Raw genomic sequence first — 14,802 nt, forward strand, 5'->3', positions numbered from 1 at the left:
GTGGCGTTGCCATATCCAGCGCTGCTGGTCATCACCGACCGCCGCCAAGCGAGCATGCCCTTGCCGCGGTTGCTGGACCGGGTCTTCGCCGCCGGTTGCCGTTGGGCCAGCGTGCGGGAGAAGGATCTGGCCCCCTGCGAGCGGTTGGATTTGGTGCGCCAGTTGCGACCCATCGCCCGCCACCACGGCGCCCTGCTGACCGTGCATGGTGACCTGACGGCGGCGGTACTGTGCGACGGCGTGCATCTCGGGGCTGGCGGCGATGTGGCGGCGGCCCGGGCCCGCCTGGGACCACGGGCCCTGGTGGGCATCTCGCGCCATCATCCGGAGGAAGGCCTCGGCGGCGCCGACTACGCCACCCTCAGCCCCATTTTCGAGACCGCGTCCAAGCCCGGCTATGGTCCCGCCCTGGGCCCCCAGGCGCTGTCCCGCCTGCCCGGCGCCCTGGCCCTGGGCGGCATCACCCCCGCCAACGCGGCGCAAGTCCGCGCGGCCGGTGCCGCCGGCCTGGCCGTCATGGGCACGGTCATGCGCGCAAGCGACCCCGGCGCCGTGGTCCGGCAGTTGCTGGCGGCGTGGGGCGATTAGTTGGTCAATATCGTGATGGATTGCAGCTTGGTCCCCCAGCCGGCACAACCGGTTCCGTTGGCGGCCTCCAGCGTCACGCGCTTGCCTTGGGCCTGAGCTGACAGGGCAGCGCTCAGCAAGGACGGACCTGAATATGTATCGCCCAAGTTGATTGCAAAGGTGTCCGTGGAGCAGAAGGTCGTCGAGTCTACGGCGACGAAGGCTGCGGAGTTTGTACCGTTCGCGTAGACGCGAACGCTGGTGATGTGGACTACGCCGCTCGTCGGTTCTGCCCCGGCGGGCTGGGCCGCGCAGATCCCCATCGCCAGCAAGGAGCCGGCCCATTTCAGTCGCCCGTGAATGATTTCTAAGCCGTTGGCCGACCATGGTGTTTGGCTGGTAGTGCTGTAATCGAATTTGCAGGAAAGAGGGGGCTTGGCCTCCGCTTTCTTGCAATTTGGAGATCCCCTTTTGGGCCATTTCGTGATTCGATTCCCCCTGTGAACAGCGGTGGGAACAGGCCATGTCACGACCCCGGGACACCCGACAGAAAGACCTTCTGCGTCCAGCCCTGGACCAGATCATCGACCTGAAGCACCCACTGGTGGTGCTGTCGGGCAAGATCGACTGGGGCTTTCTGGAACAGCGCTTGGGTGGGGTCTATGGCGGCGGACCAGGCCAGCCGCCGTTGCCGGTCCGGCTGATGGCGGGCCTGCTGATCCTGAAGCACATGCACAACCTGTCGGATGAGGTGCTGACCGCCCGCTGGGCGGAGAACCCCTATTTCCAGTTCTTCTGCGGCGAGGAGGTCTTCCGCCACGACCTGCCCTTCGACCGGTCGTCGCTGTCCCGTTGGCGCCAGCGCCTGGGCGAGGAGCGGCTGGCCGCGCTGATCCAGGAGAGCCTGCGGGTGGCCCAGGCCACCGGCGCGCTCAGCACCCGCGACTTGGCGCGCGTGGCGGTGGACACCACCGTCCAGCCCAAGGCCGTCGCCCACCCCACCGACGCCCGCCTGACCCACAAGGCCATCGAGAAGCTGGTCGGCTTCGCCAAGGACAACGGCCTCACGCTGCGCCAGAGCTATCTGCGCGTGGCCAAGAAGGCCGCCATCATGGTCGGCCGCTACACCCACGCCCACCAACACAAGCGCGCCAACCGGGAACTAAAGTTCCTGCGCACCCGTCTGGGCCGCCTCATCCGTGACATCAACCGCAAGGTCGCCGCCAAGGGAGGCGCCGAGGCCCCAGACCTCCTGGCCCGCTACGGCCCCTTACGTGACCTGGCCATCAAGGTCAGCATGCAGACCCAGCGCCAGCGCGGGCAGAAAGTCTACTCCCTCCACGCCCCCGAGGTCGAATGCATCGGCAAGGGCAAGGCCCGCGCCCCCTACGAGTTCGGCTGCAAGGTCAGCGTCGCCGTCCCCATCACCAAGCCCAAGGGCGGCCTCTTCGTCCTCCACGCCCAGGCCCTGCACACCAACCCCTTCGACGGCCACACCCTGGCCAAGGCCGTCGCCGACATCAAAGCCAACACTGGACGCGAGCCGGACCGCGTCCACGTCGACAGGGGCTATCGCGGCCATGACCATCCCAACAAGTTCAAGGTCTGGATCACAGGCCAGGTCCGCAGGACTACCACCGCCATCAAACGGGAGATGAAGCGCCGCGCCGCCATCGAGCCCATCATCGGCCACCTCAAGGCCGAGCACCGCATGGGACGGAACTACCTCAAGGGACGCCACGGCGACCGTATCAATGCCGTCCTCGCAGCCGCTGGCTTCAACTTCCACCTCCTCGTCAGGTGGTTCAAGGACCTTTGGCGTGCCCTGCTCTGCGCTCTCCAAATCCAAAACGAAATGACCCTGATCAGCTCAAATTGAACCGGTCAGGGCCATTCTTCACGGGCGACATTTCAGTCTCTTCATGCTTTCCCCATTCCTGAAATCGCTTGCTGGCGTCCCCCGACGCCGCTAACCGTAATTATCCCATCAGTTGTAGAAATTGAAATCAAGGCCACTTTTATATTAATGCGCCTCGCCCCAGCTCCGTCCGGTGCCGGCCTCGGCCACCAGGGGCACGCTCAAGCTGGCCGCCCCCTCCATCACCTGGCGCACCACGGGGATGGTGGCGTCCACCTCCGCCACCGGCACCTCGAACAGCAGTTCGTCGTGCACCTGCAGCAGCATGCGGCCGGTCAGCCCGGCGTTCGCCATCGCGGCTGGGACGCGGGCCATGGCGCGGCGGATGATGTCGGCGGCCGTGCCCTGGATGGGGGCGTTGATGGCCTGGCGCTCGGCGAAGGCGCGGCGGGCGGCGTTGCTTTCCTTGATGCCCTGGATCCAGCACTGGCGGCCGAACAGGGTGGTGACGTAGCCCTTCTCCTTGGCCTCGGCCTTGGTCTTCTCGAAATAGCCGGCCAGTTCGGGGAAGCGTTCGAAGTACTGCTTGATGAAGGCCCCGGCCTCACCGGCGCCGATGCCCAGCTGCCGTCCCAGGCCGAAGCCGGAGATGCCGTAGATGATGCCGAAGTTGATGGCCTTGGCCTTGCGGCGGATCTCGCTGGTCATCTGGTCCAGCGGCACGCCGAACACTTGGCTCGCCGTCATGGCGTGAATGTCGATGCCCTCGGTGAAGGCCTGTTTCAGGGCCGGCACGCCGGCGATCTCCGCCACCAGGCGCAGCTCAATCTGGCTGTAGTCCACGGACAGAAGCACATGGCCCTCCGGCGCCACGAAGGCGCGGCGGATCTTGCGCCCCTCCTCCGTGCGGATGGGGATGTTCTGCAGGTTGGGGTCGGTGGAGCTGAGCCGGCCCGTGGCGGTGGCGGCCAGGGCGAAGCAGGTGTGGACACGGCCGGTGTGGGCGTTGATCTCCTCCTGCAGCGCGTCGGTGTAGGTTGACTTCAGCTTGGCCAGCTGGCGGTGGTCCAGCACCTTCTGCGCCACCTCCACCCCCTGTTCGGCCAAGGGCTCCAGCACGGAACTGTCGGTGGAATAGGCGCCGGTCTTGCCCTTCTTGCCGCCGGGCAGGCCCATCTCGTCGAACAGCACCTCGCCCAGCTGCTTGGGGCTGGCGACGTTGAAGGGGTGGCCCACCAGGGTGTGGATTTCCTGTTCCAGCGCCGCCAGACGGCCGGCGAAATCGCGTGACAGCTCGGCCAGCATGGCGCGGTCCACCAGGATGCCGGCCTCCTCCATGGTCGCGACCACGGGGGTCAGCGGGCGGTCCAGCGTCTCGTACACCGTCATCAGGTGGCGGCACAGCACGTCGGCCTTCAGCACCTGGTGCAGGCGCAGGGTGATGTCGGCGTCCTCCGCCGCGTAGGCGCAGGCGCGGTCCAGCGGCACGCGGTCGAAGGTGATGCGGTTCTTGCCGGTGCCCGTCACCTCGTCGAAGGTGATGCAGGTGTGGCCCAGGTGGCGCTGCGCCAGCTCGTCCATGCCGTGGCCGTGGGCGCCGGCGCCCAGGGCGTAGGACAGCAGCATGGTGTCGTCCACCGGCGCGATGGCGGCCGGGCCGGTGGCGAAGCCGTGGCGGGCCAGGACGCGGATGTCGAACTTCAGGTTATGGCCCACCTTCAGCACCGACGGGTCGGCCAGCAGCGGCGCCAGCAGGGTGCGGGCCTCGTCCAGCGGAATCTGCGGTGGCGGGGGCGGCGCCTCGCCGAAATCGAAGCCGCCGGATTGTTCCTTGGGGGCGTCCGGGTTGACGTGGGTGAGTGGCACGTAGCAGGCGCGGCCCGGCGTGTGGGAGAGGGAGAAGCCCACCAGCTTGGCCCGGTCAGGGTACAGGCCGTCGGTCTCGGTATCGATGGCCACCGTGCCGGCCAGCGTCGCCTCATCGATCCAGCGCTTCAGCACGGCGGCGTCCTGCACCAGCTCGTACGCGATCTCGGTGGGGGCGGGAATCTTGGGTTCCCCGATGGGGGCGACCTCGGTGCTGTAGAAACGGCTGTTGTAGGCGGCGCGCACGGCGTCGGTGCGCTGCTCCGCCCCGCCGCCACTGGCCGTGGCCTCCAGCGTCAGCGCCGGGGCGCCATTGCCGGCGCCCCCGTTGGCCCCATTCGCCTTCAGGATATCGTTCTCGACCTTCTGAATGGCGGAGCGGAAGCCCTGCTCGCGCAGCCAGCCGATCAGGCGCTCGGGGTCGGGCTTGCGCGCCGTCAGGTTCTCCAGCGGCTCCGGCACCGGCACGTGGGCCTCCAGCTTCACCAGCTGGCGGGAGATGCGGGCCATCTCCGCATGCACGGTCAGGGCCTCGCGCCGCTTGGGCTGCTTGATCTCGTGCGCACGCTCCAGCAGGGCGTCCAGCCCGCCGTATTCGGTGATCAGCTGGGCGGCGGTCTTGACGCCGATGCCCGGCACGCCCGGCACGTTGTCCACGCTGTCGCCGGCCAGGGACTGCACATCCACCACCAGTTCCGGCGCCACGCCGAACTTCTCCAGCACCTCGTCCCGGCCGATGCTCTTGTTCTTCATCGGGTCCAGCAGGCCGACGCCGTCGGTGATCAGCTGCATCAGGTCCTTGTCGGACGAGACGATGACGCAGTCTCGCCCCGCCTCCCGCGCCAGGCGGGCGTATGTCGCGATCAGATCGTCGGCCTCATACCCCTCCAGGTGCAGGCAGGGCAGGTTGAAGGCGTCCACCGCCTGGCGGATCAGGTCGAACTGCGGGATCAGGTCTTCGGGCGGCGGCGGGCGGTGGGCCTTGTAGTCCGGATAGATGGCGTTGCGGAAATTCTCGCGCTTGCTGTCGAAGATGACGGCGACGGAGTGCACCTTCACGTCGGCCAGCAGCTTCATCAGCATGTTGGTGAAGCCCAGCACCGCGTTCACCGGCGTGCCGTCCGGCCGGTTCAGCGGCGGCAGCGCGTGATAGGCGCGGAAGATGAAGCCCGAGCCGTCCACCAGGTACAGCGTCTCCTTCACCGCGCCCGGCACGGCCGGGACGCCGGTGACGGGCGTGGGCGCGTCCGGGGGCACGGGAATGGGGGCGGTCGCGGCAGAGGGCGCGTCGGGGGTGTCGGCCATGGCGGGCATCTTCAGCGTAACGGGCGGGGTGGGACGGGCGCGTGACCGCGGGCATCCCGGGAGCGCACCATGGCCGATTTGGGGCGGGGCTGTCGAGGGGCGGTGGCTCCCGCCTCGACAGCGGCGGGGATTGCCGCCAAGGTAGGCGGCGCCATCAGGAAGGACGGGCTGGCCGTGAGCGGGGAACAGCAGGGACAGGAGGGGGCGGCCGCCCTGGCCGAGATCTTCGACCTCGCCACCGGCCACCATGCCGCCGGCCGCCTGGCGGAGGCGGAGGCGCTGTACCGCCGGATATTGGCGGCCGCGCCGCGACAGCCCGACACCCTTTACCTGCTGGGGACGCTGGCTTATCAGACCGGCCACCTGGACGCCGCCGCCGACCTGGCGCGCCAGGCCATCGGCGCGAAGGCGGACGCCCCGGCCTTCTATGTCCTGCTGGGCAACGTTCTGCACGACCAGCGTCAGCTGGACGGCGCGGCGGCCTGCTTCCGCCGGGCCCTGGCCGTGGACGCCGCCAGCGTGGGCGGCCATCTGGGCCTGGCCAACGTGTTGCAGGACCAGGACCGCGTGGCGGAGGCGGTGACGGAATACCGCCGGGCCCTGGCCTTGAACGCGAAGGACCCCAACATCCACAACAACCTGGGCGGCGCGTTGCTGCGCCTGGACCAGCCGGAGGCGGCGCTACCCTGCTTCGACCAGGCCATGACGCTGGCGCCGGGTCGGGCAGACCCGGTCTACAACCGCGCCAACGCCCTGCGCGCCCTGGGCCGGGGCGCCGAGGCGGAGGACGCCTATCGTCAGGCCCTGGCCCTCGATCCCGGCCATCGTGACGCCGCCCTAAACCTGGCCAACCTGCTGTTGGCCGATGGCCGGTCGGCGGCGGCGGAACCCTTGTACCGCCAGGTGTTGGCCCAGGCGCCGGATCATGTCGACGCCCTGATGGGCCTGGGGATGGCCCTGCATGGCCAGGGCCGCGCGGCGGAGGCGGAGGGCGCGCTGGGGCGGGCGCGCGCCCTGGCGCCCGGCCGGGCCGACGTGCTGAACAACCTGGGCCTGGTGCTGGGGGCCCTGCACCGGCGGGATGAGGCGGTGGCCCTGTACCGCCAGGCCCTGGCCCTGCGGCCCGACCATGCCGACGCGGCGTGCAACCTGGCGGCGGCGCTGGCGGGCCAGGATGACGCGGTGGGGGCGCGGGCCCATGCCGAACAGGCCTTGCGCCTGCGCCCCGATGATGCCAAGGCGCACCTGGCCATGGGCAATGCCCTGGCGGCGGCCGGCGATTTCGCCGGGGCGCTGGCGCGGGCGCTGGAGGCGGCGCGGCGGGCACCCAGCTTGGCCACGGCCCACGGCAACGTGGCGCTGATGCTGTCCCATCTGGGCCGCCCGGCGGAGGCGCTGTCCCACTTCGACAAGGCGGCGGCCTTGCCCGACGCCGCCCCGGAAATCCTGTGGAACCGTTCCCACGCCCGCCTGCTGCTGGGGGATTTCGCCGGGGGGTGGGCGGACTATGAGCGGCGTTGGGATACGGACCTGATGAAGGCCGCCCGCCGCGCCTACACCCAGCCGCTGTGGCGGGGCCAGGGGGCGGAGGCGGGCCGCTCCACCCTGTTACTGCATGCCGAGCAGGGCATGGGCGACGTGCTGCAATTCTGCCGCTACGCCCCGCTGGCGGCGGAGCGGGGACACATCGTGGTGCTGGAGGTCTACCGGCCGTTGCTGCGCCTGCTGCGCAGCCTGCCCGGCGCGGCGGAGGGGCGCATCCGGCTGGTGGCGACCGGCGATCCGCTGCCGCCCTTCGATCTGCACTGCCCGCTGATGAGCCTGCCGCTGGCCTTCGGCACCACCTTGGACACGATACCGGCCGCCGTGCCTTACCTGGCGGCCGACCCGGCCGACGTGTCCCGCTGGCGTGATGCGATGGCGGCAGGCGGCCCGGGCCTCAAGGTCGGCCTGTGTTGGGCCGGCAACCCCACGACCAGCGTTCCCGACCGGCGCCGCTCCATCGATCCGGCGCTGCTGGTTCCCCTGGCGGATGTGCCGGGCGTGCGCTTTTTCAGCCTGCAGAAGGAGGGGGCGGCACCCACGGGCTTCCCCCTGACGGACCTGATGCGCGGGGTGGCGGACTTCGCCGACACCGCGGCCCTCATCACCCAGCTGGATCTGGTCATCAGCGTGGACACGGCGGTGGCGCATCTGGCGGGGGCCTTGGGCCGGCCCGTCTGGCTGCTGAACCGCTTCGACACCGACTGGCGCTGGCTGCTGAACCGTGACGACTCGCCCTGGTATCCCACCCTGCGCCAGTTCCGCCAGTCCATCCCTGGCGATTGGCAACACCCCATCGCCCGCGCGCGCGACGCGCTGTCACAATGGGTACAGGGCGCCTGAGACAGCACCACGCGGATTCTAAAGTCTGGGAAAGGTGGCGGACCCGATACAATTCGAACGTACGACCTCTGCCTTCGGAGGGCAGCGCTCTATCCAGCTGAGCTACGGGTCCATGCCGGGCGGCACGCCGGGTATCCGGCGGCGCGGCGCGCACCATACAGGCAAGTTCCGGGCAATGCAAACGCTATGGTGGGTGCCGGCTTGGGTGCCGCTCAGGGCGCCCGGTCCAGGCGGACGTAGCGGCGTTCCATGCGGGCGGCGTTGTAGTAGACGGCGACGGGGGCCCCGGTGCCGGGGTCGGTGAAGCGCTCGCCCGTGTCCTGCCAGCCGGGGCCGGGCAGGTCCGTCAGCGGTTTGTACGTCACCCGCTCGACACAAGCGGCCAGGCACAGGACGCCGGTGCCGACCAGCAGGCCGATGGGGAAGACGGTCACCATGTCCATGAACCAGGCGGCCAGGGTGGCGGCGAAGGCCAGGGTGCTGCCGATCATCAGCCAGGTGCAGGCGGGCTGGCGCAGGTGGGAATGGCGGTGCCGGGTGGGACCGAAATGGACATGCAGCACGGACATGATGGACGTCTCCTTCCCCTGTTCGGGGGCCCTGGCGGCGGGCGTGCCCGGATCGGCGGCGGGGCCGGCGGTCCGTGGCGGGCGTCCGGGGCGTCGGGCCCCTCTGCTTGATGGCGGTACTCAGGCTTTCCTTGAAGCGGGCGATCCTTTCTTGAAACTCAGGCGGGCTCCAGCACGACGGCGGTGCCGTAGGCGACGATCTCGCTCATGGTCTCGCCGATCTCGGAACTGTCGAAGCGCATCATGACCACGGCGTTGGCCCCCATGGCGCCGGCGTTGGCCACCATGCGGTCGATGGCCTGGCGGCGGCCTTCCTCCAGCATCTGGGTGTATTCGTGGATCTCGCCGCCCACCAGGGTGCGCAGGCCGGCCATGAAGTTGCCGGCCAAGCCCCGGCTGCGCACCACCACACCGAACACCTGGCCCTTCACGGCCACGACCCGATGTCCGGGCACGGCCTCCGTCGTCACCACCAGCATGCGGCACTCCCGTCGTCTGGGGAAAAGTTTACGCCCGGGCGCGGTCCCACGCCATGAGCGCGTTCGGTCAGGGTGGCCCCCGCCGTGGCGGGCGGGGGCCGTTTCCGGTCAGTGCGTGGCCGGCAGCGTGGCCAGCCAGCCGTCCACCTGGGGCAGCCGCTCCTGCGCCACCTTGGCCCGGTAGGCGATTTCACCCGCGGCTTTGGCGACACCCTGGCGGGCGGTGGCCGGCACATGCGCCTCGGCATAGGCGTTCAGTTCGCCGATGCGCGCCGGGTCGGACGAGCGGCGCGCCACGCCGGCGAAGAACTCATAGCGCTGCATCTGGTCCAGCGTGGCCTCCACCGCGTCGACGTGGCTGGTGACGAAGCGCCAGGCCAGGTCGGGGTTGGCGTCGGCCACGGCCAGGATCAACTGCGGCGCGATGGTGGTGCCCACCTCCGGCGTCAGGCTGAGGTCCAGCACCTTCTGCGCCAGGGCCGGGTCGCGCACCGCCCCCAGCGCCCCATACAGCTGGCGGCGGGCCAGCGCGTCGGTGGTGCCGGACGCCAGCGCGTGCAGCCGGTCGAAGGTGGCGGCATCGGCGTGCTGGGCCACGGCGGTGATGACGGCCAGGCGGATGCCCGGTGGCAGGGCCGTGGGGTCGGTGCCGTCGGCCGCCAGGCGCCGTTCCGCCTCCGTCAGCGTTTCGGGGGCGTCGAAACCGCTGAGCGCGCGGATCAGGGCGGCGCGGGTCAGGCCCACCTTGTCACCCTGGCCCGGCTGCGGGTCCCAGCCAATGGCGGAGAGCACCGGCGCCAGCACGCCCCGGGCGAAGGCGCGGAAGGCGGCCTGGCCGGGCTTGCCGGCGTAATAGCCGTCCACGTCGCGCAGGTAGTCGGCCGCCTGTTCCCACACCGACGGGTCGGCGTCCGGGCGCAGGGCGCGGATCAGGGACAGGCTGTCGCTCATGGCCATCTGCCCCGCTTCGCCCAGGGCGGCGCTGTCGTACATCAGGCCCAGCTGGTCGATGGGTGCCAGCCGGTCGACATGATCCACCAGGGCCTTGAACGCCGGCTCGGTATAGGCCGTGCGGAAATAGCCGGTTTGGCCGGCATTGGCCAGCAGGGGGCCACAGCCGGGCACGGCGGCCTTGCCCGTCAGGGTCGTCAGCAGGCTGTGCGTCTGGGAGCCGGTGCCCCCGCTGGCGCCGCCGCCCACCGTCGCCAGCGGCACGGGGATGGCCCACAGCCGGTCGCTCAGATGGTACTGGTCGGGGATGGTCACCGGCTCCGTCGCGAACCGCGCCTGGCGCAGGCTGACCTGTGTGCCGCCGCCCATGGCCAGCGCCTCCTTGGCGCCTTTCTTGCCCTTATGGGGTTTGGCGGGCGCCGCCGTCGCGGCGCCGCAGGTGGCGCTGACCGATACCAAGGGGATGCCGGGCTTGGTGATGAAGTCGGTGGCGATGCGCAGCGCGTCCTTGGCGCCCGCCTCCTCCACCGCCTTGAACAGGTCCCGGGTGGTGGCGTTGCCATAGGCGTGGCGCTTCATATAACGGCGCACGCCGTCACGGAACACGGTTTCGCCCACCGTCGCCTCCACCATGCGGATGACGGCCTGGCCCTTGTCATAGGTGATGTCGTCGAAGGCCTCGTCCGCCTCGGCCACGGAATTGATGGTCTGCACCACCGGGTGGGTGGCGGCGCGGGCGTCCAGGCGCTTGGCCCGCTCCATCGCCGGCATGGCCACCAGCCAGGGCGACCAGTCGGGGTGCAGGGCGTCCATGGCCTTGGCCTCCATCCATGAGGCGAAGCCCTCGTTCAGCCACAGATCGTCCCACCAGGCCATGGTGACCAGGTCGCCGAACCATTGGTGCGCCATCTCGTGCGCCACCACCTGGAACACGCGCTGGCGGGCCTCCTCGGTGGCCAAGGCCGGGTCCAGCAGCATGTCCTTCTCGAACGACATGATGGCGCCCCAGTTCTCCATGGCGCCGAAGCCGCCGGCGCCGGGCGTGGCGATGAAGTCCAGCTTGGGCAGGGGGTAGGGTGTGCCGAAATAGTCGTTGTAGCGGGCCAGGATGGCGGCGGCCGTCTCCAGCGCGAAGCGCGCCTTGTCCACCGACCCGCGCCGCACGACCACGCCGATCTCCACATCGCCGGCCTTGGCGGTGGCGCGCTCCAGGTCGCCCACGGCCACGAACAGCAGATAGCTGGACATGCGCGGCGTGGGCTGGAAATGCACCAGATGGCGGCCGTCGGCCATGGCCTCGTCCGCCTTCACCGGCATGTTGGACACGGCCATCTGGCCCTGGGGCGCCATGACGGACAGGGTGAAGGTGGCCTTGGCCGAGGGCTCGTCCCAGCAGGGCAGGAAGCGGCGGGCGTCGCCGGCCTCGAACTGGGTGGACAGCATGCGGGCCGGCACGCTGGCGCCCCCCTTGCCGTTTCCTGGGGCGTCCGTGGCGTACTCCAGCTGGAACAGGCCGCGCGCCGACTTCTCGATCTGGCCGCGGTAGGCGATGTCCACCGTGTGATGGCCGGGCGGCAGGGGGAAGCCGCCGTCAGGGTGGCCGTCTGGCCATCCTTGTCCAGCGCGATGCCGGTGGCGGGATTGCCGTCGATGGTCACGCGGTCCAGGCTCAGGCTTTCGGCGTTCAGCACCACCGTGGGGGTGGTCGTGGCCACGTCGATGTCGATGTGCACCTCACCGGCGAAGGTCGAGGCCTCGATGTTGGGGATGACCGTCAGGTCATAACGCAGGGGCGAAATGTTGCCCGGCAGTCGGCCGTTGGCCGCTAGACTAACCGTGGGGACGAGGCATAGTGCCGCAGTCGTCACCAGAACAGTTTTGATCACGCCTTTGAAATTAGTCGAGGCCAGGGGCATACAGCCGCTCCTACGCTTGTATTGCGCGGCGCCACTGCGGGGCGCTTTACGCTTTGGCGCGGAGTGTGCCTGCGTCGCCCTCGCAGTTCAATTGTGGACTTCCCGGCCAATAGGGGCGCCGCTTGCCGAGGGCCGCAGGGTCCGTGTGCGGGATACTATATCCGCCAGCCTTCAAGGTAAGCGCTGTCCCCATGGTGAAATCGCCACGTCGACCCGATAACTCACGCCGGGATGCGACAGAAGAACGCAGGCCCGGCCGCAAACCTGCCGCCCGCTGACACGGCTTCTTCGCGCCGGTCTGGGGCTCTTCGGACAGGATTTAGCGGAGGGTGTTGGATGAGATGTCAACCTCATCTTTCCCGAAGGTCGGCCCCAGCACCTAATTAGTTAGGCTGGGCAATCGATTTTCTGCCGAGTCAACAAGTATTACTTAACAGAGAATGCCGATCTGATCTGGTGCGCTGATAGCAAAACCGCAAGGAGATTGGCGATTGGTGATGAAGGCGCCCGAAAGTTTAAAAGAAATTTCAAAGGCCGAGGGATTGGTCGGTCGTTCCAACTGATGGTCTAGTCTTCAAAATTCGCATGGGCTTGTCCCTGGACTAAATCCACAGTGGTCTATATTGAACGTCGCCTTCCGAAAGTCAGCTCCGCGGTTCGCGGGCCGATCGGGGCCGCCTTAGCCGGCATTTCAAATTTCGCTGTCGTTCTCGCCCGTGCGCGCCCCCTGGCGCCCCTGTGGGCGCCGCATTTGGGAAGTGTTGCCATGTTCCAAGCCCAGTCCTCGACGGCCCGGTCGGCCGCCGGCACCCCGTCCGTTTACAGCCGGGCCCGCAAACGTTTCGAACTGTCGGTGGCGGCGCGCATCGCCCTGCTGATCGTGGGGGCCGTGACCTTGCTGACCGTGGTCAGCCTGGGCATCAGCCACGTGTTGCTGGCGGGCTTCACCATGGAATTGGCCAAGGACCGGCAGGATGCCAACATGCGGGTGGCCTGGCACGTGCTGGAAGGCTACGGCAAGGGCTACAGCCTCAAGGACGGGCACCTGTACGCCGGCGACACCGCGCTGGAGAACAACGTCGCCGCCGTCGACACGGTGAAGCGCCTGGTGGGCGGCACCGCCACCATCTTCGCCGCCAAGGATGGCGAGATGGTGCGCATCGCGACCAACGTCATGAAGCCGGACGGCAGCCGCGCCGTCGGCACCGCGCTGGCCCGCAACGCCGTCTACGACACCGTCGTCGGGCGGGGCGAGGCCTACCGTGGTGAGGCCGAGATCCTGGGTGTGCCCTTCTACACCGCGTACGACCCCATCAAGGACGCCGGCGGCCGTACCGTGGGCGTGCTGTACACCGGTATCCAGAAGCGCATCTTCGCCGAGGCGGTGGAGCGTCTGAAGACCAGCATCCTGGTGGCCAGCGTCACCCTGGCCGCCCTGCTGGGCCTGGCCGCCTGGTGGCTGGCCAGCCGCTGGGTAGGCCGTCCGGCCCTGCTGGTGGCCCGCCTGCTGGAACGCCTGGCGGCCAACGACACCACGGTGGAGATCCGCCCGACCGCGCGCCGGGATGAGATCGGGCGCATGCTGCGCGCCGCCGGCGCCCTGCGCGGCGTGGTGGCGGACGTCTTCCGCCTGAAGCAGATGGTGGACGACATGCCGCTGAACGTCCTGCTGGCCGACGCCGACCAGGACTTCCGCATCACCTATGCCAACGCCGCCAGCCTGGGCACGCTGAAGACGCTGGGCGCCCCCCTGCCACGGCCGCTGGCCAATGGCACGCCGGTGGGCGCCGGAATCGGTTTGTTCCATGCCGACACCGCCCCGCTGCTGGAGGTGGTGAGGAACCCCGCCCGGCTGCCCTGGCAGGGCCGCCTGACCCTCAAGAATGTTGGCGGGAATGCACCGGGGGGCGATGATGAGGAGCTGGAGCTGCGCGTGGCCGCCGTGCGCGACACCGACGGCCGCTATGTCGGCCCCATGATGACCTGGTCGGTGGTGACGCGTCAGGCCCGCCTGGCCGCGGCGTTCGAGACCGACGTGCATGGCGTCGCCACCGCCGTCACCAGCGCCGCCCATACCCTGGAAGGCGACGCCCGCGCCCTGACCGACAATACCGGCACCGCCTGCGTGCAGGCCCAGGACGTGCAGGCCGCCGCCAGCCAGACCTCCAGCAACGTGCAGACGGTGGCCGCCGCCGCCCAGGAACTGGCGGCCTCGGTGGATGAGGTCGGCCGGCAGGTCGAACGCTCGAAGGCCATCGCCGCCCGCGCGGTGGCGGAGGCGACCACCACGGGCCAGACCATCGGCGGCCTGGCCGAGGCGTCGGACCGCATCGGCGCCGTGGTGCAGATGATCAGCGACATCGCCGGGCAGACCAACCTGCTGGCCCTGAACGCCACCATCGAGGCGGCGCGGGCGGGGGAGGCGGGCAAGGGCTTCGCCGTCGTGGCCTCCGAGGTCAAGACCCTGGCCGGCCAGACGGCCAAGGCCACGGAGGAGATCACCCGCTACGTCCAGGACATCGGCCAGCGCACGGGCCTCAGCGTCGCCGCCATGGAGCGTATCGGCACCACCATCCATGAGGTGAACGAGGTTGCCGCCGCCATCGCCGCCGCGGTGGAGGAACAGGGCGCCGCCACCCGTGAGATCGCCCGCAACGTGGCCGAGGCCGCCGACGGCACCGACCACGTCAGCCGCACCCTGTCCTCCTTGGCCAACGCCACCGGCGTAGCCGGCAGCACGGCGGGGGAGGTGCTGGGCACCGCCGGCAGCCTGACCCGCGAGGCCGGGCGCCTGAACCAGGCGGTGGAAGGCTTCATGAAGGCGCTGCGGGAGATGTAGTCCTTAGGGTGGCCCGGGTGTCGTCGGGGCCTTGTAGCGGCACTCCGGGTGCGCTAGAGGGGCTCGG

General features: G+C 69.5%; 9 protein-coding genes, 1 tRNA gene and 1 pseudogene. 4 read left to right on the forward strand and 7 right to left on the reverse strand.

The window, feature by feature from the left end:
• Entirely contained in the window at positions 1 to 588 is a 588-nt protein-coding gene (locus UAJ10_RS12905; RefSeq protein ID WP_322915718.1) for a thiamine phosphate synthase, read from the forward strand.
• Here UAJ10_RS12905 and UAJ10_RS12910 read toward each other — a convergent pair.
• Complete coding sequence (locus UAJ10_RS12910; RefSeq protein WP_322915719.1) at positions 585 to 899, reverse strand: hypothetical protein; 315 nt, start codon at positions 897 to 899, stop codon at positions 585 to 587. The two genes, UAJ10_RS12905 and UAJ10_RS12910, sit on opposite strands and share 4 nt — an antisense overlap.
• Positions 900 to 1,090: 191 nt before the next feature.
• Between UAJ10_RS12910 and UAJ10_RS12915 the strand changes: the two genes are divergently transcribed.
• Positions 1,091 to 2,446, forward strand: coding sequence for an IS5 family transposase (locus UAJ10_RS12915; protein ID WP_322915720.1), 1,356 nt, complete (start codon positions 1,091 to 1,093; stop codon positions 2,444 to 2,446).
• Positions 2,447 to 2,590: 144 nt separating this feature from the next.
• Here UAJ10_RS12915 and polA read toward each other — a convergent pair whose 3' ends face one another.
• Positions 2,591 to 5,596 (reverse strand): DNA polymerase I, encoded by a 3,006-nt coding sequence (gene polA, locus UAJ10_RS12920; RefSeq protein ID WP_322915721.1) that lies wholly within the window; start codon positions 5,594 to 5,596, stop codon positions 2,591 to 2,593.
• Between the two features lie 174 nt (positions 5,597 to 5,770).
• Between polA and UAJ10_RS12925 the strand changes: the two genes are divergently transcribed.
• A complete protein-coding gene (locus UAJ10_RS12925) occupies positions 5,771 to 7,981 on the forward strand; it encodes a tetratricopeptide repeat protein (protein ID WP_322915722.1) in 2,211 nt (736 codons plus the stop codon).
• A 35-nt stretch (positions 7,982 to 8,016) separates the two neighbouring features.
• On the opposite strand, the gene UAJ10_RS12930 is transcribed toward UAJ10_RS12925, so the two are convergent.
• The 5 genes and pseudogenes from UAJ10_RS12930 to UAJ10_RS29885 form a co-directional block, all read right to left on the reverse strand.
• Positions 8,017 to 8,093: transfer RNA gene (locus UAJ10_RS12930), tRNA-Arg, on the reverse strand.
• Between the two features lie 100 nt (positions 8,094 to 8,193).
• On the reverse strand, positions 8,194 to 8,550 hold the full coding sequence (locus UAJ10_RS12935; protein ID WP_322915723.1) for a hypothetical protein: 357 nt from the start codon (positions 8,548 to 8,550) through the stop codon (positions 8,194 to 8,196).
• A 158-nt stretch (positions 8,551 to 8,708) separates the two neighbouring features.
• Positions 8,709 to 9,029, reverse strand: coding sequence for a heavy metal-binding domain-containing protein (locus UAJ10_RS12940; protein WP_322915724.1), 321 nt, complete (start codon positions 9,027 to 9,029; stop codon positions 8,709 to 8,711).
• 108 nt (positions 9,030 to 9,137) lie between these two features.
• Entirely contained in the window at positions 9,138 to 11,558 is a 2,421-nt protein-coding gene (locus tag UAJ10_RS12945) for a M1 family metallopeptidase (RefSeq protein WP_322917319.1), read from the reverse strand.
• Between the two features lie 11 nt (positions 11,559 to 11,569).
• Positions 11,570 to 11,896: pseudogene (locus UAJ10_RS29885) on the reverse strand (hypothetical protein); the annotation flags it as partial.
• 766 nt (positions 11,897 to 12,662) lie between these two features.
• Here UAJ10_RS29885 and UAJ10_RS12950 point away from each other — a divergent pair.
• Entirely contained in the window at positions 12,663 to 14,735 is a 2,073-nt protein-coding gene (locus UAJ10_RS12950; protein WP_322915725.1) for a methyl-accepting chemotaxis protein, read from the forward strand.
• Positions 14,736 to 14,802: the final 67 nt, after the last annotated feature.

Origin of the sequence: Nitrospirillum guaranorum (assembly GCF_034653275.1) — a bacterium.
In the GTDB taxonomy this organism is placed as follows: Bacteria; Pseudomonadota; Alphaproteobacteria; order Azospirillales; family Azospirillaceae; genus Nitrospirillum.

Bases quoted from the DNA above. Each gene is read 5' to 3' on its own strand.
- UAJ10_RS12935 (WP_322915723.1), bottom strand. From the start codon at position 8,550: ATGTCCGTGCTGCATGTCCATTTCGGTCCCACCCGGCACCGCCATTCC.
- polA (WP_322915721.1), bottom strand. From the start codon at position 5,596: ATGGCCGACACCCCCGACGCGCCCTCTGCCGCGACCGCCCCCATTCCC.
- UAJ10_RS12950 (WP_322915725.1), top strand. From the start codon at position 12,663: ATGTTCCAAGCCCAGTCCTCGACGGCCCGGTCGGCCGCCGGCACCCCG.
- UAJ10_RS12940 (WP_322915724.1), bottom strand. From the start codon at position 9,029: ATGCTGGTGGTGACGACGGAGGCCGTGCCCGGACATCGGGTCGTGGCC.
- UAJ10_RS12915 (WP_322915720.1), top strand. From the start codon at position 1,091: ATGTCACGACCCCGGGACACCCGACAGAAAGACCTTCTGCGTCCAGCC.